This window comes from Campylobacter sp. 7477a, from assembly GCF_014892335.1.
Classification (GTDB): domain Bacteria; phylum Campylobacterota; class Campylobacteria; order Campylobacterales; family Campylobacteraceae; genus Campylobacter_A; species Campylobacter_A californiensis.
The window spans coordinates 13647-34367 of record NZ_JADBJH010000004.1; the positions used below are offsets into that span (position 1 = coordinate 13647).

21 protein-coding genes and 1 pseudogene are annotated in these 20721 nt (G+C 37.6%); 7 read left to right on the top strand and 15 right to left on the bottom strand.

The window, feature by feature from the left end; genetic code table 11:
* Positions 1-37: 37 nt before the first annotated feature.
* Genes CCAL5182_RS02360 through CCAL5182_RS02405 form a run of 10 tightly spaced genes read right to left on the bottom strand, consistent with a single transcriptional unit; the run spans position 38 to position 9929 of the window.
* Complete coding sequence (locus CCAL5182_RS02360) at positions 38-1687, bottom strand: formate--tetrahydrofolate ligase (protein WP_169971808.1); 1650 nt, start codon at positions 1685-1687, stop codon at positions 38-40.
* A complete protein-coding gene (rimP, locus tag CCAL5182_RS02365) occupies positions 1688-2104 on the bottom strand; it encodes a ribosome maturation factor RimP (protein WP_169937210.1) in 417 nt (138 codons plus the stop codon). It abuts the gene before it with no gap.
* On the bottom strand, positions 2097-2462 hold the full coding sequence (gene rbfA, locus CCAL5182_RS02370) for a 30S ribosome-binding factor RbfA (RefSeq protein ID WP_169937208.1): 366 nt from the start codon (positions 2460-2462) through the stop codon (positions 2097-2099). Before rbfA ends, rimP begins: the two co-directional genes overlap by 8 nt.
* Positions 2459-5125 carry a translation initiation factor IF-2 gene (gene infB, locus CCAL5182_RS02375; RefSeq protein WP_336610158.1) on the bottom strand — a complete coding sequence of 889 codons (2667 nt, stop codon included), beginning with the start codon at positions 5123-5125 and terminating at the stop codon, positions 2459-2461. Before infB ends, rbfA begins: the two co-directional genes overlap by 4 nt.
* Entirely contained in the window at positions 5112-5366 is a 255-nt protein-coding gene (locus CCAL5182_RS02380) for a DUF448 domain-containing protein (protein WP_169971810.1), read from the bottom strand. Before CCAL5182_RS02380 ends, infB begins: the two co-directional genes overlap by 14 nt.
* Before the next feature lie 21 nt (positions 5367-5387).
* Positions 5388-6272 (bottom strand): homoserine kinase, encoded by an 885-nt coding sequence (gene thrB / locus CCAL5182_RS02385; RefSeq protein ID WP_336610159.1) that lies wholly within the window; start codon positions 6270-6272, stop codon positions 5388-5390.
* Positions 6273-6280: 8 nt separating this feature from the next.
* Entirely contained in the window at positions 6281-6682 is a 402-nt protein-coding gene (locus CCAL5182_RS02390) for a glycoprotease (RefSeq protein ID WP_336610160.1), read from the bottom strand.
* A gap of 41 nt (positions 6683-6723) precedes the next feature.
* Positions 6724-7608 (bottom strand): UDP-3-O-acyl-N-acetylglucosamine deacetylase, encoded by an 885-nt coding sequence (gene lpxC / locus CCAL5182_RS02395; RefSeq protein ID WP_336610161.1) that lies wholly within the window; start codon positions 7606-7608, stop codon positions 6724-6726.
* Positions 7609-7668: 60 nt separating this feature from the next.
* The gene (locus CCAL5182_RS02400; protein ID WP_169971813.1) at positions 7669-9039 is read right to left on the bottom strand and encodes a M23 family metallopeptidase; all 1371 of its coding nucleotides are present in this window, start codon (positions 9037-9039) and stop codon (positions 7669-7671) included.
* 59 nt (positions 9040-9098) lie between these two features.
* Positions 9099-9929 carry a prephenate dehydrogenase gene (locus CCAL5182_RS02405; RefSeq protein WP_169937195.1) on the bottom strand — a complete coding sequence of 277 codons (831 nt, stop codon included), beginning with the start codon at positions 9927-9929 and terminating at the stop codon, positions 9099-9101.
* Between the two features lie 95 nt (positions 9930-10024).
* Between CCAL5182_RS02405 and bamA the strand changes: the two genes are divergently transcribed.
* The 7 genes from bamA (at position 10025) to recO (ending at position 16727) form a co-directional block, all read left to right on the top strand.
* A complete protein-coding gene (bamA, locus tag CCAL5182_RS02410; protein WP_336610162.1) occupies positions 10025-12262 on the top strand; it encodes an outer membrane protein assembly factor BamA in 2238 nt (745 codons plus the stop codon).
* 148 nt (positions 12263-12410) lie between these two features.
* On the top strand, positions 12411-13355 hold the full coding sequence (gene accD, locus CCAL5182_RS02415) for an acetyl-CoA carboxylase, carboxyltransferase subunit beta (RefSeq protein WP_169937192.1): 945 nt from the start codon (positions 12411-12413) through the stop codon (positions 13353-13355).
* A 3-nt stretch (positions 13356-13358) separates the two neighbouring features.
* Positions 13359-13814, top strand: a complete 456-nt coding sequence (locus CCAL5182_RS02420; RefSeq protein ID WP_169937190.1) for a 23S rRNA (pseudouridine(1915)-N(3))-methyltransferase RlmH — start codon at positions 13359-13361, stop codon at positions 13812-13814.
* 9 nt (positions 13815-13823) lie between these two features.
* Positions 13824-14180: an RNA polymerase-binding protein DksA gene (gene dksA, locus CCAL5182_RS02425; RefSeq protein ID WP_169937188.1), complete on the top strand. Its 357-nt coding sequence runs from the start codon at positions 13824-13826 to the stop codon at positions 14178-14180.
* Positions 14181-14190: 10 nt separating this feature from the next.
* Positions 14191-15192, top strand: coding sequence for a LapA family protein (locus CCAL5182_RS02430; RefSeq protein ID WP_336610163.1), 1002 nt, complete (start codon positions 14191-14193; stop codon positions 15190-15192).
* The gene (locus CCAL5182_RS02435) at positions 15189-16112 is read left to right on the top strand and encodes a tRNA dihydrouridine synthase (RefSeq protein WP_169937184.1); all 924 of its coding nucleotides are present in this window, start codon (positions 15189-15191) and stop codon (positions 16110-16112) included. Before CCAL5182_RS02430 ends, CCAL5182_RS02435 begins: the two co-directional genes overlap by 4 nt.
* Positions 16113-16727 carry a recombination protein RecO gene (gene recO, locus CCAL5182_RS02440; RefSeq protein ID WP_169937182.1) on the top strand — a complete coding sequence of 205 codons (615 nt, stop codon included), beginning with the start codon at positions 16113-16115 and terminating at the stop codon, positions 16725-16727.
* 8 nt (positions 16728-16735) lie between these two features.
* On the opposite strand, the gene CCAL5182_RS02445 is transcribed toward recO, so the two are convergent.
* From CCAL5182_RS02445 to CCAL5182_RS02465, 5 genes and pseudogenes are all read right to left on the bottom strand, one after another.
* Positions 16736-17482, bottom strand: a complete 747-nt coding sequence (locus CCAL5182_RS02445; RefSeq protein WP_169937180.1) for a tRNA 2-thiocytidine biosynthesis TtcA family protein — start codon at positions 17480-17482, stop codon at positions 16736-16738.
* Positions 17479-18162, bottom strand: a complete 684-nt coding sequence (locus tag CCAL5182_RS02450) for a 5'-methylthioadenosine/adenosylhomocysteine nucleosidase (RefSeq protein WP_336610164.1) — start codon at positions 18160-18162, stop codon at positions 17479-17481. The genes CCAL5182_RS02445 and CCAL5182_RS02450 overlap by 4 nt, the downstream gene beginning before the upstream one ends.
* A complete protein-coding gene (gene fabD, locus CCAL5182_RS02455; protein WP_336610165.1) occupies positions 18159-19079 on the bottom strand; it encodes an ACP S-malonyltransferase in 921 nt (306 codons plus the stop codon). Before fabD ends, CCAL5182_RS02450 begins: the two co-directional genes overlap by 4 nt.
* A gap of 152 nt (positions 19080-19231) precedes the next feature.
* Positions 19232-19816 (bottom strand): annotated as a pseudogene (locus CCAL5182_RS02460) (FKBP-type peptidyl-prolyl cis-trans isomerase); the annotation flags it as partial.
* Positions 19817-19868: 52 nt separating this feature from the next.
* On the bottom strand, positions 19869-20717 hold the full coding sequence (locus CCAL5182_RS02465) for a tetratricopeptide repeat protein (RefSeq protein WP_169937171.1): 849 nt from the start codon (positions 20715-20717) through the stop codon (positions 19869-19871).
* Positions 20718-20721: the final 4 nt, after the last annotated feature.

Consider the following 20721-nt stretch of genomic DNA (forward strand, 5'->3'; position numbering starts at 1 on the left):
CTATAACCAAAAAGAAAGGATTATTATTAAGCTAATATCACGCAAGTCCGCTTATAACGCCGTTTTCATCTATGCGCATATCCATAGCGCTTGGTTTTTTTGAAAGCCCCGGCATCAACATTATCTTGCCGCATACTGCCACGATAAAACCGGCTCCGGTGCGAATTTCAAGATCTTTTACGCTAAATTTAAAGCCCTTTGCTCGTCCCAAAAGCTTAGCATCGTCACTAAAGCTATACTGCGTTTTTGCTATACAAACAGGCAAATTATCAAGCCCTAAAGAGCTTATCTTATCAAGCTTACTAAGTGCCATGTCTTCAAAAATAACATCATCTGCGCCGTAAATTTGTGTAGCTACTTTTGTTATTTTGGTTTTTATGTCGTCACTTGCTTTATATATAAAATTTACATGACTTGGCTTTTTAAGCTCTTTTAAAACAAAATTTGCAAGCTCTACTCCACCCTCACCACCTTTGGCAAAATTTTCGCAAACTGCCATTTTAACGCCCATTTTAGCGCAGTATTCGCGAACAAAATTTATCTCATCGTCAACATCAAATCCAAATTTATTTAACGCCACAACCAAATTTAAACCAAATTTGTCTTTTAAATTTTCTATATGACCACCAAGATTTGCGATACCCTCTTTAAGCGCTCTCATGTTTGGCACACTTATCTCGCTCTTATCTGCATTTCCATTGTATTTAAGCGATCTGATCGTTGTCACCAAAACGACCGCGTCAGGCTTTAATCCGGCTTTTGCACATTTTATATCTATAAATTTTTCAGCTCCCAACTCTGAGCCAAAACCGGCTTCAGTCACAACATATTCAGCTAAATTTAACGCGGTTTTAGTTGCGATTATAGAGTTGCAACCGTGAGCTATATTAGCAAACGGTCCACCGTGAACCAAGGTTGGCGTATGTTCGATCGTTTGAAATAAATTTGGCTTGATCGCATCTTTTAAAAGTATACAAACTGCGTCCGCACAACCTAGGTCGCGCACATAAATCGGCTTGCCGTCAATGTCGTAAGCAACCATTATGTTTGAAATTTTCTCTTTTAAATCAGTAAGGCTTGTAGCAAGACAAAGTATCGCCATTATCTCACTTGCCGCTGTTATATTAAACCCATCTTCGCGTTCAACACCATCGGCTTTTCCGCCTTGTCCAACCGTTATAAATCTAAGCGCGCGGTCATTCATGTCCATGCAACGCTTCCATAAGATTTTATCTATTTTAAGAGGATTTTCTTGATGCAGGCTATTATCGATCATAGCCGAAATAAGGTTGTTTGCAGATGTTATAGCGTGAAAATCACCCGTAAAATGCAAATTTAGATCTTCCATTGGTGCAAGTTGAGAGTAACCGCCTCCTGCCGCACCGCCTTTTATACCAAAAACAGGTCCAAGACTAGGCTCTCTAAGAGCTAAGCAGACTTTTTTGCCAAGCAAATTTAACGCATCGGCTAATCCTATAGAAGTGGTAGTCTTACCCTCGCCAAAAGGTGTTGGGTTGGTAGCTGTTACCAGGATAAGTTTTGAGTTAGACTCTTTTAAGTGTGGAGTGATTTTGGCTTTGTATTTGCCATAAAGTTCGATATCGTCCTCTTTTAGCCCCAGCTTTTCACCAATCTTTGAAATATGCTCTAATTTAGCCTGATGTGTGATCTCGATATCACTTAACATTTACCACTCCAAATATGTTTTTGCTTTTTTAATATCTAAAATTTTGATCTCAAAAATTCCTTCGTCATTTTCAATGCAGATGTTTTCTTCATCGGCTTTTACAAGTCTTCCTAAAATTTTTAGCTCAGCAGCTTGGACTTTTACAAGCTCGCCGATACTTGCTTTAAAGTGCTTTGGTAAGCTTAGTTTGCGCTCAAGTCCAGGACTGCTTACTTCAAGGGTGTATTCTCCAGAAACAGGAGGCGTAACGTCAAATATCGGGGAAAGCAGCCTGCTCACGCTCTCGCACTCATCAAGACTTACTCCGCCCTCTTTTGTGATATAAACTCTATAGATAACCTTGCTGTTTTCATTTGCTATTTCGGTGTCGTAAAGCTCGACACCGCACTGCTTAACAAGCTCTTGTAACTCATTCATCTTTATTTAAATCCTTTGAAATTTTGTCAAAAAGTTTATCCATGTGGTTTTGATACTCTAACCTGTCATCAAATTTAAAATGAAAATTCGGCGCCCTATACCAACCCTCAGCCGCCATACAATGGTTTTGCAAGAGTTTTGAAACACGCTTTAGATGTCCTAGGATGTAATTTTGTTCACGTTCGTCAAAACCCGTTTTATCAAGATATACAAATGCATCGTATCTGCCTTTTTTACACTCGACATCCGTTACACAAAGTCCTTTTAAAAATTCATCATCAAGCGTAGCAAGAGCTTCTGGTATAAGCTCTTTTAGTATGCTTTCAGTACGTAGGCGCTTTATCTCGTTTGCATTCATAAAGTAGCTTGCTCCTGTGTCTCTTTAAAGCTTTCGATATAGTCATTTTCTCGTATGTCGTTATAGCCCTCTATACCGACACCGCACTCATAACCTCTGGCAACCTCTCTAACATCATCTTTAAAGCGTTTAAGCGAGCTAACCGTGCCTTCATAAACAACAACACCGTCTCTAATAAGACGAATTTTAGCTCCGCGGTTTATAGTGCCCTCAGTTACCATACAACCTGCTATCGTACCTACTTTAGGGACATTTATAATCTGGCGAACTTGAGCCTGACCAAGCTGCTCTTCGCGGATAATCGGAGACATTAAACCACCCAAGATAGCCTTAACGTCATCGATTAGATTATAGATAACATTGTATGTTTTTATCTCAACACCACTCTCTTTGGCCTTTTCTTTTATCTCGCCTGTCGGACGTATGTTAAAACCGAGTATAACGCAGTTTGCGCTTGCGCTTGCTAAAGATACGTCACTTTGAGTTATGCCGCCAACGCCTGAATGTATAACATTTACTTTTACCTCATCGTTGGCTAATTTCTCCAAGCTAGCCTTGAGTGCCTCTAACGAGCCTTGAACGTCTGCTTTTATGATAACAGGTAGAGTTTTTAGTTCACCCTCGGCGATCTTAGCGCTAAGCTCATCAAGGCTGACTTTTGTTGATTTGCTAAGTTCTTTTTGACGTAGGTATTCAGCCTTTTTCTGGGCATATTCGCGTGCTTCTTTGTCTGTTTTAACACCTATAAGCGTCTCGCCCGCTTCAGCTACCTCGCTAAGACCTACGATAACACCACACTCTCCAGGTTTTATCTCTTTTAGGGTCTTGCCTTGATCATCAAGCAAGCTTCTTATCTTACCGTATGCCACACCCGCAACAACGGTATCCCCTACACGAAGCGTGCCGTTTTCAACGATTATAGTAGCAACTGAGCCTCTTCCTTTTTGTAACGAGCTCTCAACTACAGTAGCCTTTGCATTGGCTTTTGGATTTGCTTTTAACTCTAAAATTTCAGCTTGTAAAAGCACTATCTCAAGCAAATCATCTATACCCATACCGGTTTTAGCAGAAATCGGCACAAATTCGTGCTGACCGCCCCACTCGGTAGGCATTATATCAAGCTCGGCAAGTCCTGTTTTTACAAGATCTGGATTTGCCGCTTCTTTATCCATTTTGTTTATGGCAATGATTATAGGCACACCAGCTGCTTTTGCGTGAGCCACAGCCTCTTTTGTTTGAGGCTTTACGCCATCATCGGCAGCTACAACGATAATAACAATATCGGTAACTCCTGCGCCTCTTTGACGCATCGCAGTGAACGCCTCGTGTCCCGGGGTGTCGATAAATGTTATATTTTTGCCGTTTTTATTTACCATATATGCACCAACGTGTTGAGTGATACCCCCTGCTTCACTTGAAGCAACACGTGACTTGCGGATATAGTCTAATAGTGAAGTTTTACCATGATCAACGTGTCCCATAATGGTTATAACAGGGGCACGTAATACCAAATTCTCATCATCTTTTATCTCTTCTTCATAGGCGGCGACATAGTCAAATTCTTTTTGATCATCGATGATGTTAACCTCAACATTAAACTCATCAGCTAAAATTTCAATCGCATCCTCATCCAAAAAGTCATTTTTGGTAGTCATCATGCCAAGCATAAATAGCTTACCGATTATCTCGCTAGGTTGTTTGTTTAATTTCTCGGCAAATTCATATACACGGATCTCTTTTGGGATATTAACAGAGGTTACAATATCGCTGTTTTGATTTTTTTCCGGCTTCTTATGTTTTTTCCTAGCGCGTCTTTGTATGCCACCCTCAAAAGGATTTGAAGGTGCGTTTTGTGAGTTTTTAAGAACGGGTGGCTGTTTCGTTTTTTGTGTTGGCTGAGGAGTTGGGGTTTTAAATGTAAAATCAGGTAAAACAACTACATTATCATCTTCAAGAACGATATCACCAAAGTCACTTCCTCCAAGAAGTTCAATTCTTTCACTGCTATCTTTTTTTGAATTTACAGGTTGTTTTTTAACATCTTTTTTCTTCTTGCGAGATAAACTTTCATCACTACTTGAAAACATGCTTTTTAAAGAATTTACCTGCTCAGCCTGTGCGCTTTGAGCTTTGCTTTGCGCTTTTAAAGGAGTTGACTCAACCTCTTTGCGCTTTTTAACTATTACAAGTCCGCGACGCTTTTGACTAACATCAGCGAGAGTTTCTTTTGGCTTTTGTTCCTCTTTTTTAGACTCAGCTTCTACCGACTCAGTGGCTTTTACCTCTACTTGAGCGCTCTCTTTTGTAGCTATTTTTGGCTCTTGTGCCTTAGTTTGAGCGTCTTCTTTTTTTGTCTCTTTTGGCTGCCTTACTTCAACTGTTTCAACTTTTTTAGAGCTTTGAGTTGGTTTTTTAGAAGGCTTATCGTCTTTGCTTACATCTATCTTAGACTCTTTTTTAGGCTTACTTTCGCCCTTCTTTTTCTTAAATTTATCAGGCACGATACCTGTTTGAACGTATTCATATATAGCCTCGGCTTCCTCAAAACTAACTGAATTTGAGTGCGTTTTTACATTAAGTCCTAGCTCTTGAGCCTTTTCGACTATTTCTTTATTTGGATAGCCAAGTTCATTTGCTATCTCTGAAATTCTAACACTGCTCATTTAAGAGTTTCTCCTTTAAATTTGACGCTTCTAAGCCGATAACGCTTTTTATATATCTGTCAAGTATTTTTTTTAAAATTTTTTCGTCTTTTTGTAAACATTTGTCGCACAAATAAAAACTGCGACCGTCGCCTTTTCCGGTTTGTATCACACCGCTTATAACTCTATATCTTTTTAATATTATTTGAGGCATTTTGCTTTTGCATGAAACACACGTTCTTATAGGGCTGTTCTTATTCATTATATCTTTTTTTTGCTTTTTTTAGCTTTGTATTATTTGAAAACCGTCGTTGTCAAATGAAAAAATTTCAACCCTAAATTTATTAAATTTACCGGCTAATTTATTTCTAAAATTTTGAGCGTCGTTTGCATAAACGATATTTAAAAAGCTAGACCCAGAACCTGATAAAGAGCTCATTAACGCACCGTTTTCATAAGCTAGCTTTCTAACTTCAAACAACTCATCAAGTGCGCTCATACGCCTTTCTTCATGCATCATATCTTTACACGCTATCTTTAAAAGATCATATCTCTTAGAGCAAAAACAAGATGTTAAAAACGCAGCATGAGATAGGTTGTTTACACACTCTTTTATCGTGTAGTTTTTGGGTAAAATGCTTCTTGATTGATTAGTATTCATGGCAACATTTGGTATAACAACCACGGCTTTTAGACTATCGTCTACTTCAAATTTACTGGCATAAACTCTGCCACTGTCAACAACCGCACTTATAAACCCGCCAAGAGTTGCGGGAGTGATATTGTCAGGGTGATTTTCATAAGTTAAAGCTCTGTTTAAAACAACTTGCCTATCTGCCTTAAATCCAGCCATCACATACGCACTCGCTATGGCCCCGACAATAACTGCAGAACTACTTCCTAGTCCTCTGGAAAATGGGATTTTATTATCAAAAACTACTCTAAAATTTTCATTTTCTCCGGTAAGTTCGGTAAAAATTTCATTAAATATGCTGATAAAAAGATTATTTCTTTTTAAATTTACATTCTCACTACCTTCGCCATTAATGGAAACGGAGCTAAATTTTGCAGGTTGTATACCAACTTCGTTATAAAGACTGACACTAAGCCCTAGTGCGTCAAAACCAGGCCCCAAATTTGCACTAGTTGCGGGAACTATGATATTCAAAAAGACTCCTAAACCGCTTGTATAATATAATCAGGTAGTGTATCTGAATTTAGTTTTAATTTATCTAAAATTTGAGGAAGTTTAAATTTTACGGGCTCTTTTTCTTCAAGCATAATTTTATTATCATACTTTACAAAGCTTAATTTTTTGTTTGCTCTTATTGGGTTGTTTTCATTTAGATCAAATCCGCTTACCGCATAAAACTCACAGCCTCTAACCTCGCAAAAGGTCTTTAAAATCACATAAGCCACCTTTAAACCCATAAAGCTTCCAGGTGTATTTGCATAGATTATTTTTTGTATATTATAGTCTTTATCTAGCTCTTCTAAAATCTCTACCAGAGCTTCGCTGACATGATCTTGGGTGGAAATTTCTTTAAATTTTACGCCGTTTTCATATAGTCCCACCATAAGAGGCGAGACTAATGAAACGACAAGAATATCGATATTTTTTATGCAAAAACCCTTTGGTAGTCTTTTAGCAATTCGCCGCTTAGCGTTACCATTTCGTAGTTTTTCTCATCAGCTAAGATCGCTAACGTTAGCTTGTGGTTTAAGTCATGGCTACCTGCAAATGCGACGTAGTCGCCAAGCAAAGGTGCGCCAAGTAAGCTAAGATCGCCGATGGCATCTAAAATTTTATGCCTTACAAATTCGTTTTCAAACCTTAGCCCTTCAGGATTTAAAATTCTATTATCGTCTATGGCTACTGCATTATCAAGCGAAGCGCCAAGAGCTAAATTTTGAGACTGAAGCATTTGAAGATCTTTTAAAAATCCAAACGTTCTTGCCCTTGCTATCTCTTTGATGAAATTTGTCTTACTAAATTCAAAAACATATCTTTGTTCGCCGATAACCGGGTGGTTAAATTTAATAGTGTAGTCAAATTTTGGGTTTAAAGAAGGCAGTGTTCTAACAAATTTAGACCCCTCAGCAACCTCTACTTCACGACGCACCAAGATAACCTTTTTGCCCTCGTCAAGTTGAACTACGCCAGCTTCGTCAAGTAGCATGCAAAAACTTATCGCGCTACCGTCCATGACTGGAATTTCATTTGCATCAAGCAAAATTCTAATATTATCTATGCCGTATCCGTTTATCGCGCTTAACAAATGTTCTATCGTGCTTACAAAACCTTTTTCATTTCCAACAACCGTTGCCATTTGAGTGTTTACTACATTTGACGGCTCGGCTTTAAAACTTATACCCAGGTCGGTTCTATGAAAAATTATACCCATATTTGTATCAAGAGGCTCAAGCGCTAAATGTATCGGCTCACCCTTGTGAAGCCCGATACCTACGGTCTCGACCCTTCTTGCAATAGTAGTTTGTTTCAACTATTTTCCTTTATAAATTTTAATCGTGAAATAATAGCATTTTAAAGTTATTTTTGCAAATTATTTCTTGTCTATCATTTTTTTAGCAGCATCAAGAACATCGGTAACATTATCCTTTATCCACTTTTTATCCATCCATTGTTGCGGCCTTACTTCTTCGCCTTGCACCAAAATTCCAAAGTGCAAATGATCTCCAAGCGCAAGTCCGCTTATCCCGGTTGTTCCGATCTGCTCTCCTAGAGCAACACTATCTCCCTCTTTTACATTAGAGCTTGAACAGTGTGCATATAAAGAGTAGATACCAAAACCGTGATCTATTATGATATTTAAACCATAAATTCCATTATCTCCCGCAAAAACCACCCGGCCTGCGTTACTTGAAACGATAGGAGCTTGTGCTACGCTAGCAAAATCTATTCCCATGTGCCAAGACTCACTAACAGGTTGTCCGTTGTATGTATAATACCTATGATCCGCAAAGTCAGCCACTTTTTTACCGTTTCTTAACGGATAAAAAGTATTAACCGCAAAGTCGCTAATTAAATTTGCATCAACATTAGATGTTATCTCGGAGATTTTTTTATTATTTTCATTTCGCAAAGTTTCGTTTATAAATTTCATCTTCTCAAGACGTGATAAATTTAACGCATCTTTTGCGTATTGGTCTGTAAGATCTGAAATTTTACCATCCAAGAAATTATCTTTTAACGCGATTGTAGATGTTTTGTATTTTACATTTTGATAAAAATATCTAACGTGAGCCTTGCTTTCGTTGCCCGCAAAATCCCTCGCTATCACATCCGCACTAAAATTCTCGACATTAACCGGCCATGCAAGCACAGCCATATAATAATTTTCTTGATAAAAAGGTATTGCTTTAAACTGCTTCCCATAGCTAGTTTGGACAAAAACCTCTTTCATTTCGTTATCAGTTGCTTTAAATACAACAACCGCACTACCGCCTTTTGATATAGAATACGACTGAGAAAGCACGTAAAGCTCGGGTTTTGTAGTATCTAGTATAACTTGAACTTTTTTTTCTGATTTATTACCTGAAAAGAAATTCCACCTGCTTGTATCAACAGCTTCTATCGTCATCTCATAGGTCTCTTTTGCGCTAAAAAAACCGGTCTTAGGAAATGTTAAATTTATGTCAAGCTGCTGCGTTGGATTGTCGATTACTTGATTTAGTACAGTTAGGTCGTTTTGTCCGTCATTCATGCTTATACGAACAAATTTGACTCCGCTGTCATCTTGAAATTTAATATTCATTGGTGATCTTAAATTCCAATAAACCTTATCTTTTATACCGATAATAGGCTTGTTTCTTTCAAAATTATTAGAACCTAAAAGATAAAAAATACCTCCGCCTATAACCATGATCAATAAAATCAAAACTACAAAAAACCCGCTAAAACCCTGTCTTCTCATTCAAATCACCCTTAAATTTTTCGTGAATTTTACAAAAAAGCGAATAAATTTTAAGTTAATCATAAAATTTCGCGTATCTTTCTAGCCTGACTCATCCAGTCGTAAAGTTCGTTCCACTGCTCGTTTTGAACTAGTTTTTCGCATTCGCTAAGTTCGTTTTTAAATATTTTAATCGCCTCTAAAATATTGTCTTTATTTTGCTTAAAAATATCACTCCACATTATAGGAGAACTTTTTGCAACACGGATCATACCACGAAATGTAGGGCCTCCAAGCGCCATAATATGCCTTGTGTCCTCTTCTTTTAAAACGCCACTTGCCAAAGAAAATGCGATAGCGTGAGGCAGATGCGAGATTATACCGACATGATGATCGTGCTCTTTTGCGCTCATGAAGACGATCTTCATACCAAGATGAGAAAACAACTCAACCGAGCGCTTAACATGCTTTTCACTACTTTCTTCAAAGTCGCAAACCACAACAACTGCATCCTTATAAAGACTTTTAAACGCGGCTTCCGGCCCAGAATATTCAGTTCCCGCCATCGGGTGAGCCGGTATAAAATTTTTACGAATTTCTTTTGGAACGGCTTGGATGATCTTTTGTTTTGTAGAACCAAAATCAATAATCGTAGTATCATCGCTGATATCGTTTAAATTTTGCATAGTTTGGATTATCGCTTCAACCGGTATAGCAAGAAAGATGATGTCGCATTTTCTTTTCATCTCGTCAAGAGTTAAAATTTCATGCACAAGTCCTAGCTCTAGCGCCTTGCTTTGATGCTCTTGTTTTATGTCATATCCACTAACACAAGATATAAGCTTTTCATCCTTTAATGCAAGCCCCAATGAGCCGCCGATTAATCCTAGTCCAACTATCCCAACTTTCATATTTAACGCCCTTTTAAATTTTGTCAATTTTTATATATTTTAAAAATAAATTATGATATTATACGCCTTTATACTCAATATTTAGGTTAAATTTAATGAAAAAAAGCTTATTTTTAGTACTTTTGGCTCTAAGCGGCCTAAATGCGGAAAAAATTCAGTCTATAAATTTCAAAGGACTTATCCACCTTTCACCAGAAGTCGCAAAGGATATAATGGGTCTTAAAGTAGGAGACGAGCTTACCGGCGATGCAACAGACAGGGCGATAATGAACCTTTATAAACAAGGCTACATGCAAGACATCTGGATAGACACGGATAATAAAGGCAACATAACCGTAAACATAAAAGAAAAGCCAAGCATTGCAAGACTTGACATAAAAGGTGTAGTAACAAACGACAAAACAGCTATCGAGTCTTTAATAAGCATAAAGCCCGGCAATATGTATGACGACTTGATCATAGAAAAAACAAAAGAGAGAATTCGCCAATATTACGAATCAAAAGGCTATTTTGACACGGTTGTAGATGTGCAAAAAGAGGCTGTTGCAGGCAATGAAAGCTCACTGTTTATAACAATGAACGTAAACCGCGGCGAAAACATGATAATCAATAAAGTAAATTTAATAGGCGCACAAAAATTCGACTACAGTGACATGGAGCCGCTTGTAGCAAACAAAAGTCGTGAATTTATGGGTTGGATGTGGGGCAGGAATGACGGCAAAGTCAAGCTTCAAGAGCTTCCCAATGATCCTGCAAGAATTCAAGATAGATACTTTCAAAAAGGCTATCTTGACGCAACCGTATCTTCGCCTTATCTAAACTCATCTTTTGATAACTACACAGCCGATCTTACTTACTATATCCACGAAGGTAAACCTTATGACGTGGCAAAAGTCGGCATAAATGCACCAAGTGAACTTGAGCTTGATACGGATGAAATTTTAAAAGACTTTAAGCTCGAGCCTGGCGACCGCATGAATTCGGCTCGTCTTCGTCAAGACATGAAAAAGCTTGATGACTTAGTAGCCGATAAAGGTTATGCGTTTGTTAAGGTCTATCCAAAAACTCAAAAATACGAAAACAACCAAACGGTTGATATTGAATACGAAGTAGATCCCGGCGAACAAGTATATATAAGAAATGTTCAAATTTCAGGCAACGACCGCACTGTTGACCGCGTTGTTAGACGAGAACTATATCTAACCGAGGGAAATTTATATAGCAGAACCGATCTTCAAGACTCAAAAGATGCACTAAAAAGAACGAGCTACTTTGATGATGTTGATATCAAAGAAGAGCGAGTAGATAAAAACACAGTAGATCTAACAGTTGAAGTTAAAGAGGCGTCTACAGGAACCATTAGCGGTGGTATCGGCTATGGTAGCTCTGACGGTCTACTTTTAAACGCTTCACTTTCTGATACAAATATATTTGGCTCTGGCATGCAAGGAACCATCAGTATAGACAAAAGCGACGATGAACTTTCAGGACAAATCAGCCTTACAAACCCGCGTGTATTTGACTCAGAATACAGCTGGGGCGGAAGCATCTATGCAAACGATTACGACTGGGATAGTTATGATGAAAAATCATACGGCTTTAGTACCACAGTCGGTAGAAAACTTACAAGAAATTTAAATGCCTCTCTAACATATGTCATAGAACAAAGTGATATACAAGGACTAAAAGATGTCTTAAAAGAGGTAGGATATAAAGAGGGCAGAAACATAAAAAGCTCTATAATACCAGCTATCTCATACAACAGCACAGACGACTACTATCTGCCTCGTCGCGGTATTATCGCAGGCGCTTCTCTTGAAGCTGCCGGTCTTGGCGGAGATGAGGAATTCTTTAAAAATAGAACAAATTTCAACTATTATCTAGGTCTTAGAGAGTATATCGACTATGACCTAATCATCAGATATAAGTCAAATTTTGGCAAGATATGGGATAACGGATATGTGCCTATCAACGAAAAATTATACCTTGGCGGCATTAGAAATTTACGTGGATATGAAAGCAGAAGCGTTTCTCCAAAAGTGCTAGCCAAAGATGGGCAATGGTATGAAACAGGTGGTCAAATAGCCTTTAATAACTCTGTTGAGTTAAGTATTCCATTAATAGAGCGCGTTAAAATGCGTGGCGTATTGTTTTATGACTACGGTATGATCGGAGAGAAAAACCTAAACGAGATAAAACGTTCATCCGTTGGTGCTGGTATAGAGTGGGTTACACCTATCGGACCACTGCAACTTATCTTTGCAAGAGCTCTTGATAAAAAACATAACGACGAAACAAACACATTTGAATTTACTATCGGAAGAAGATTTTAATCTCTTTGACGCGGAAATTTCCGCGTCACCACTCCTTATATACCAAAAACATAAAGACAATATTTTTATGAATTTAAATCACCTATAAGAAAAAAAAAGGCAATTTTAGATATAATCCGAACAATTTTGTAATTAAGTAGGTCAGAAAATGAATTTTACCGATATTTTTTCCAAAATACGAAAAACGCAGCCACGCCCGGAAGAGGCGCCAACTCACTGGGTAAAGTGTGACCACTGTCACTCGTTAATGTATTATAAAGAGGTTGAGGCGTGTTTTAACGTATGCCCAAAGTGCGCTCACCACATGAGATTAAAACCGGAAGAACGTATAAAACTTATATGCGATGAAGGCACATTTATTGAATTTGATGCAAATTTAAAGCCTGTTGACCCGCTAAATTTTGTTGATAAAAAATCTTACAAAAAGCGTATTAGCGAAAGTAGTGAAAAAACAGGACGAAACAGCTCAGTAATTTGCGGAGAAGCGAAATGCGAAGGTGTTGGTATCCAACTTGTGGTATTTGACTTTGGCTTTATGGGTGGGTCTCTTGCCTCGGTAGAGGGAGAAAAGATCGTTCGTGCCATCAAGCGCGCTATCACAAAGAAAGAAGCATTAGTTATCATAAGCGCTTCAGGCGGAGCAAGAATGCAAGAAAGCACATTTTCTTTAATGCAAATGTCAAAAACATCTGCAGCTCTTAAGCTTCTTGATGAGGCTAAAATTCCTTACATTTCTGTCCTAACAGACCCTACCATGGGTGGTGTAAGCGCTAGTTTTGCATGGCTTGGAGATATTATCATAGCAGAGCCCGGTGCACTTATAGGATTTGCAGGACAGCGTGTTATAAAACAAACTATCGGAGCTGATCTGCCGGACGGTTTTCAAAGGGCTGAATTTTTACTAGAACACGGACTTATCGATGCTATCGTTCCTAGAAACGAACATAAGAAATTTATAAGCGATATGATAAAATTTTTAACAAACAACGCACCGCTTAAGCACAAAAAACCAACCCTTGATGAGTTGGAAAATCAAGAATTTTTAAATTCTAACGATAAGCCGTTTGAATTAAAGTTAAAAAACAAAGGCTAAATGTTGGAAATTTCTGTTTTTAGTATACAAAAAACAAAAGCCGATAACTTTGAAAAAGAGATCAAAGAGTATATAAAAATGTCGGCTAAATTTGCAAATATTAAAGACAAAATACTTTTTAATGATAAAATCGCAAAGGCTCAAAGCATAGGAGCAAATGATGCTTTAAAGGCTTATGACGAAGTTTATGAGCCAAATTTAAAAGGCTACTGCATCATGCTTGATGAGCGCGGAAGCAGTTTAAACAGCAAAGATTTTGCAAAAATTTTTGAAAACAACAATCAAATCAACTTCTTCATCGGTGGCGCTTACGGCCTTAGTGAAAATTTAAAAAATAAAGCAGACAAGATCATTAGTCTAAGCCCGATGACATTGGCGCACAAGATAGCCAAGCTCATGCTATTTGAGCAAATTTTTAGAGGACTTTGTATAAATGCAAACCATCCCTATCATAAATAAAGGACATAGATGACACAAAAAGATTTAGAATTTTTTAAGAAACTTCTTGAAGATAGAAAAATTCAAATAAAAAAGAACATTGACGATGCTGCAAGTGAGGTAAACGGCTTAAGAGATAGTGGCGTAAGTGACGAATTTGACATAGCTTCCATCAATACCGATCAATTAATCGAACAATCAATCTCAGCTCAACAAAGAGCCGAACTTGACGAGATAGCACTCTCTTTGAGTAAAATTTTTAACAATACCTACGGAATTTGCGAAATGTGTGAAGAGGAGATAGGCATGGCTAGGCTTAAAGTAAAACCACATGCAAGATACTGCATAACATGTCGTGAAATAGTGGAAAAAACAGCCAAAAAATAAAGGATATCGGATGAAAACTAGACGATTTTTTATCTACTCTGTCATTTACGTTTGTTTGGTCGGCGCATTTATATACACGCTAGATAACTCTGAACATACATTTAACCTTTTAGATTACTCTTTAACCCTTCCTCTTGCTATATGGTTTATGCTTCCAGTTGCGCTCTTTTCGCTGCTTGCAGTGCTTCATATACTTTATCACAGTTTTAGTATGTATAGATATAAAAGAAACATCAAAAAAGACGGTGCATTATATAAAGAGATGACAAAAGAAATTTTACTTGGTCTTGAGTCAAACAAAGAATTTAAAACAGATATTTATAAAATTCCAGCTCAAATACTTCGCATACTGTCTCCTTGGAATCAAAACAAAGACACTAGTATCGAAGATGCTGAAATCAATAGCGTAATACAAAATGTAAAAAGTGTTCAAAACGGCGACGTTGTTGATATCAAAAAATTTAAACTTCCAAAAGAAAATCCTCTAAATTTAAAGAACGAAGTAAATAAAGTAGAAAAACTAAGCAACTACTACGCTGAAATTTTAAAAAATTCTTCAAATGCAGACGAGTCTTTACTTAAAGCGGTGCGCGAGAAAATGATAAAAACAACAAGCTATCAAGAGATAAAAAGAGCAAATTTTAGCCTTAGCGCTGACGAGATAATTCTTATCGTAAGTAGGTTTGTTAATGATGAGATAGCCTTAGAAAAAGACGAGATAGTTGAGCTACTTAATAATGTCAAAATAACAAAAGAACAATACGTAAAATCAGCTATTTTACTAAAAGACAAACTAAAACCGGATGCATTTATTGCGGTATTTGAACAGTTAAAAACTGATCATGCAGATGCAGAGGAAGCTTACATATATGCCCTATATGAGCTTCAAATGATAGACAAAGTAAGAGATGCAATAGAAGGTAGCGATAACGACGAGTTTAAAGAGATAAAAACTCTATTATTTTTACGAGATTACGGCAAGATAGTATCCACCTCTTTGTTTTATAAATGATCGACTTTTCTAAAAAACCTCTATTTTTAGCTCCATTGGCAGGCTTTTCCGACCTGCCTTTGCGCAGCGTTGTTAAGAAATTTGGCTGTGATGTGACAGTAAGCGAGATGATAAGCGCAAATGCATTGGTCTATGAAGGCTCCGATAAAACATTAGAAATGCTTAAGAAATCTCCAAATGAAAATCCATATATCGTGCAAATAGCAGGTAGCGATGTAGCAAACATCAAAAAAGCCGTTCAAATAATCAATAAATTTGACGATATAGACGGCATAGACCTAAACTGCGGATGTCCTGTGCCAAAGGTTGTACGCCAATGTGCAGGATCGGCGCTTTTAAACGATCTTGAACTTTTAAAACAAATAATAAAAACAATAAAAGAAACCTCCAATAAAAAACTAACAAGCGTAAAAATAAGGCTTGGTTTTAACGAAAAAAACCATGTTAGCATCGCAAAAGCATGTGAAGATGCTGGAGCTGACTACATTGCGATCCATGGACGAACAAGAGCCGGTGGCTATAGCGCGCAAGTTGATTACGACGCTATTGCACAAGTAAAATCATCCATTAAAATTCCCGTTATAGCAAATGGAGATATAAACGCACAAAATGCTGATGAAATTTTAAATACCACAAACTGCGACGCCCTCATGATAGGAAGAGCAAGTATTGGCAAGCCATGGATATTTAATGAGATAAAAAGTGGCAAAAGTGTAGATATAAATTTAAAAAGAGAGATCATCTTGGCTCATTTTGACGCAATGATAGAGCATTACGGCGAACGTGGAAGTAATATATTTCGCAAACATCTACACCAATACAGCAAAGGCATGAGCGAGGCTACAAATTTTCGCAACGAGATAAACCGTATCGAAGATACTGGCGTCATGCGAGCATTGATAGAGAGTTTTTTTGCTTAGATGCAAGGCTACATCATACATACGCAAAAGGTTAAAGACGAAGACCTTTTGGTGTATATTCTAACGGAAGAAAATGTTATAAAATCCTATCGGTTTTACGGCGCTCGTCATGCTAATATTATGACCGGATATAAAATCGACTTTGAACTTGTAGAAAATCAAAATTTCTTACCGCAACTAAGAAGCGTCTTGCATCTTGGTTTTAGATGGCTCACAAATCGTGACAAACTTATTATATGGCAACAATTAATGAGGCTTTTTTATCTGCATTTAAAAGACATAGACAGTGTAGATCAAATTTATTTTAACGAGCTTGAAATTTGCGCCAAACGCTTTGGGCTTGCCAATCCAAAACGTTTAATTATCGAAAGTTATATTAGAATTTTAGAAGCCGAGGGACGTTTACACTCCGAATTTGAGTGCTTTGTTTGCGATGAAGTTATCAAGGATAAAGTGTGCCTAACAAGAGGTTTTCTACTCTCGCATCCACATTGTTTTAAAAGAGATGAATTTGATAAGCAAGCGATAGAAATTCTTTTTAACACCAACAGCACGATAGAACTAAGCGACAATGATGTAAATAAAATTTATCAAATCATCCTAGAAGGATTTTGACATCAAATTTAATATGCCTTAAAAAATGTATCTGAGTGGATATTTTCAAAGGCTGATTTTAATGAAATGAAAAATTTTGGATTTTCACGCTCTAAATTTGATAGCATATCTTTAGTTTCAGCTCGTGCACGTGGAGACTTGCCGCCATATGTTCTAGCAGGACAGCTCTCCTCTTCGTTCATTATAGGAATTTCGTTTTTAACCGCACAATCCCTAAGCTGTCTTTCACGAACTAAGATTAACGGTCTTATAACACTTAGTCCGTTTTCTGCCGCATATTTTGGAGCTAGCGTTCTTAGAGCTCCGTTATATGTCAAATTCATAAAAAAACTCTCGGCAGCATCATCTAAATGATGTGCGATGGCTATTTTGTTAAAGCCGTTTTTTAACGCATAACTGTAAAGATATCCGCGACGCATACGACTGCAAAAGCTACAAAAAGTCGTATTTTCGCGGATCTTTTCCTTACCAAATTCAAAGATATTAGTGTCAATGACCTCGTAAGGAATTTCATGCTCTTTAAAATGCTCTTTTATAGGAACAAAATTCTCACCTATACCATAGCTAACGGTAACAGCTTGAAAATCCCAATTTAACGGGCTTACCGAGCAAAAATGCTTAAGCAAGTGTGCCAAGGTCATACTGTCTTTACCGCCGCTTAGCGCAAGTAAAATTTTGTCATTTTCCTCAAACATTTTATATTTAGCGTTCGTCTGACCGACTACGCGAAGTAGCTTTTTGCTAAGATCTATCATAGTTGCGAAACCATGTCAAGAACAAAATCCGCACTAACTTCAGCCGAAGTATGCAAAAACTCGTCAAAATCACATGTTGCATCACCGCTCGCCTCATCACTTATGGCGCGCATCATAAAAAATGGCACATCTAATTGTGTGCAAACTTGCGCTACACTAGCACCCTCCATCTCAACCGCAGAAGCATTAAATGTATTTTTTATCCAGTCTTTTTTCTCTTGGCGACAAACAAACTGATCGCCAGTTGCGATAATACCGCTTTTAAGATCTATGGCGTGTTTTTTAGCGACACTCTTTGCTATCTCACTTAAACCCTCATCGGTTTTTGTAAAAATTTCAATACCTGGCACATAGCCATAAGGATGACCAAAATCCGTAATATCCAAATCATGTTGAACAAGACTTGTTGCAAAAAGTAAATCTCCTATCTTAAGCCCATCGGCAAGAGCGCCCGCTACACCGGTAAAGAGTAGTTTTTCTGCTTTAAATTTTTGTATCAAAATACTTGCTGTAAGAGCGGCATTGACCTTGCCTATCTTTGAATAAGCAACAACTATATCTTTACCGTTGTAGTTTGATGTATAAAATTTATTACCTGCATACTCAATAACTTCGTAGCCTTGTAGTCTATTTAAAATAGGCGTTATCTCTTCGTTCATCGCACCAAGTATTGCTATCATTTATCCTCCAAAATTTTAACAGCCTCGTCAAGACTTGCCATATCGGTAATGCTGATCGTAGGTGTATCGGTGATTTTTTTATTTATGCCGCTTAGAACCTTTGCACCAAATTCAACAAATATACCAACGGGATTATTTTCTATGCTTTGTTTATAAAGAACTGGCTTGATTAGTTGCTGTTTAAGTAAATTTAAAGCCTCGTTACGACTTTTATAAGGCTTTGCCGTTACATTTGATACAACCGGAGCAAAATCATCTTTTAGATATCTTGCAAGCTCTTCGCCAAGTTTTTGTGAAGCATTTTCAAGCAAAGGACAGTGACTTGCAACCGACATATTTAAAAGCATAGCTCTTTTTGCACCGGCTTCCTTAAATTTTGCCTCAAGTTGTGCCAGATCAGAACTAAGACCGGCTACCACCACTTGACCGTTGCAGTTAAAATTTGCAGCATAGGCACAAAGCCCTTGTGTTCTTGCTTCAAGGCAGATATTATTTATAGTTTCATCAGCTAAATTTAATACAACCATCATGCCGGCACCCTTGCCGTCACAGTCTTGCTGCATAAATTTTCCTCGTAAATTTACTATCTTTAAAGCCTCTACAAACTCGAATGCACCACTAACAGCCAATGCGCTAAATTCTCCAAGTGAGTGACCTAAAGAAAATTCTGAAGAGGTACTAATGCGTTCCTTGAAAGCCAAAAATGTCATAAGCGAATTTAAAACAATAGCCGGCTGGGTAAATTCGCTTATGTTTAGTTTGTCATTCTCTTCAAATAACAAATTTTTAAAATCGATCTTTAGCTCATCTGACGCAAGTTCTAGTAGCTCACGAGAGCTACTGAAATTTTCATAAAATTCTCTTCCCATGCCGAGAGTTTGAGATCCTTGGCCAGGAAATATAAATGCTGTTTTCATGCTATATCTTAATGATGGTGTCTACCGCAGCAGCCGCCACCGTGTCCATGATCGTCATCATCGTCATCATGATCGTGGCCATGACCACCGCAACATCCGCCTTCTCCATGATCATGTCCATGTCCGTGACCGCCACAACACTCACCATCGCCGTGCTCATGATGACCGTGTCCGCCACAACACTCACCATCGCCGTGCTCATGATGACCGTGTCCGCCGCAGCAGCCGCCATCGCCATGATCATGTCCGTGACCGCCACAACCACAAGTGTGAGCACCGGCAACCATGCCTGTAGCCTTTTCATCTTCTGTTGCTTCTCTAACTTCTAGAATTTCAACATTAAATAATAAGTTGCGACCCGCATAAGGATGGTTAAAATCTACTACAACTTCATCGTCTTTAATCTCTTTAACAATTACACGAACACTTGAGCCATCTTCATTTTGACCAAATAGCTCCATGCCCTCTCTTAAATCAATACCCGCGAATTGTTCTTTTGGCAAAGCTTGGATAGCTTCTGCGTTGTATTCGCCGCACGCTTGGGCAGCATTGATAGCAATTTCAGTTCTATCTCCGGATTTTAATTTACTAACTTCTTCTTCTAATTTTTCTATAATGTGGCCACGACCCGTTATAAATGAAATTTCGGCGCCACCTTGCATATTTGACTCTAAAATTTCACCGCTATCGGCATCCTTTAACTCATAAAACATAGTTATGACTTGATCTTTACTCATAAATATCTCCTTATTAAAATAAAAATAAGATTATATCTAAAAAAGTTTAATGTTAATTACGATCTGGAGAGGCTTTGGCTTCTTTACTGTCTGGGTATCCGACCTTAAGAGCCTTATAGAAGCGATTTGCGCTTTGAGTGTCACCTATTTTATCAAAGCTTATCGCCGTATGGTATAGAAGTTTTGGTGTATAGTCAGCCTTGTCGTTGGCTTCTATACTTTTTTGATAGTATTTTATTGCAGTGCTGTATGATTTTTGCTTATATGCAACTTCGCCTAGATAAAAATTTGAAGTAGATGGTTTATAGTTTTTTTTCAAAAGATATTCAAAATACTCTGCAGCTTCGGAAGTTTTATTTGAATTTAAAAGTTTTATACCGTCAGACATTACATCTTTATCATTTTTACCTGAAAAATTTGATTTAGTTTTATTTTGATTTTGATCAGAAGCTTTTTGGCTATTTGAAGTATTTGTATTTTTTTTATCTATCAAACCACTTAATTTATTTAATGTGTCTGTTATATTTTTATAATTTCTATCTTGAATTTTTCTTGTTTCTTCAACATAGGCTTTAAGTGAAGCGAGGCTATTTCCAGAGTTATTTACATCGCCGTTAACTCTAGTTTCTAAGTCATCAACTCTTTGCTCAAGTTTATTCATCCTTAAACTCATGCTTTCAATCAAACTTTGAAGACCTTGAAGCTGTTCTGAAACACTATTCATATTTTCTTCAATATTTTGAACACTACGCCTATTACTTAAGGCAGCTTTTTCCCCGTCTGTTAAACCATAAGGCGAAGCAGTGTTTATATTACCGGCATCAAATGCAGAAACTTCAGCAAAAAGAGAGATTGCGACCCCAAAATTTAGGGCCGCAAGAAGTAATATTTTTTGATTCATTACT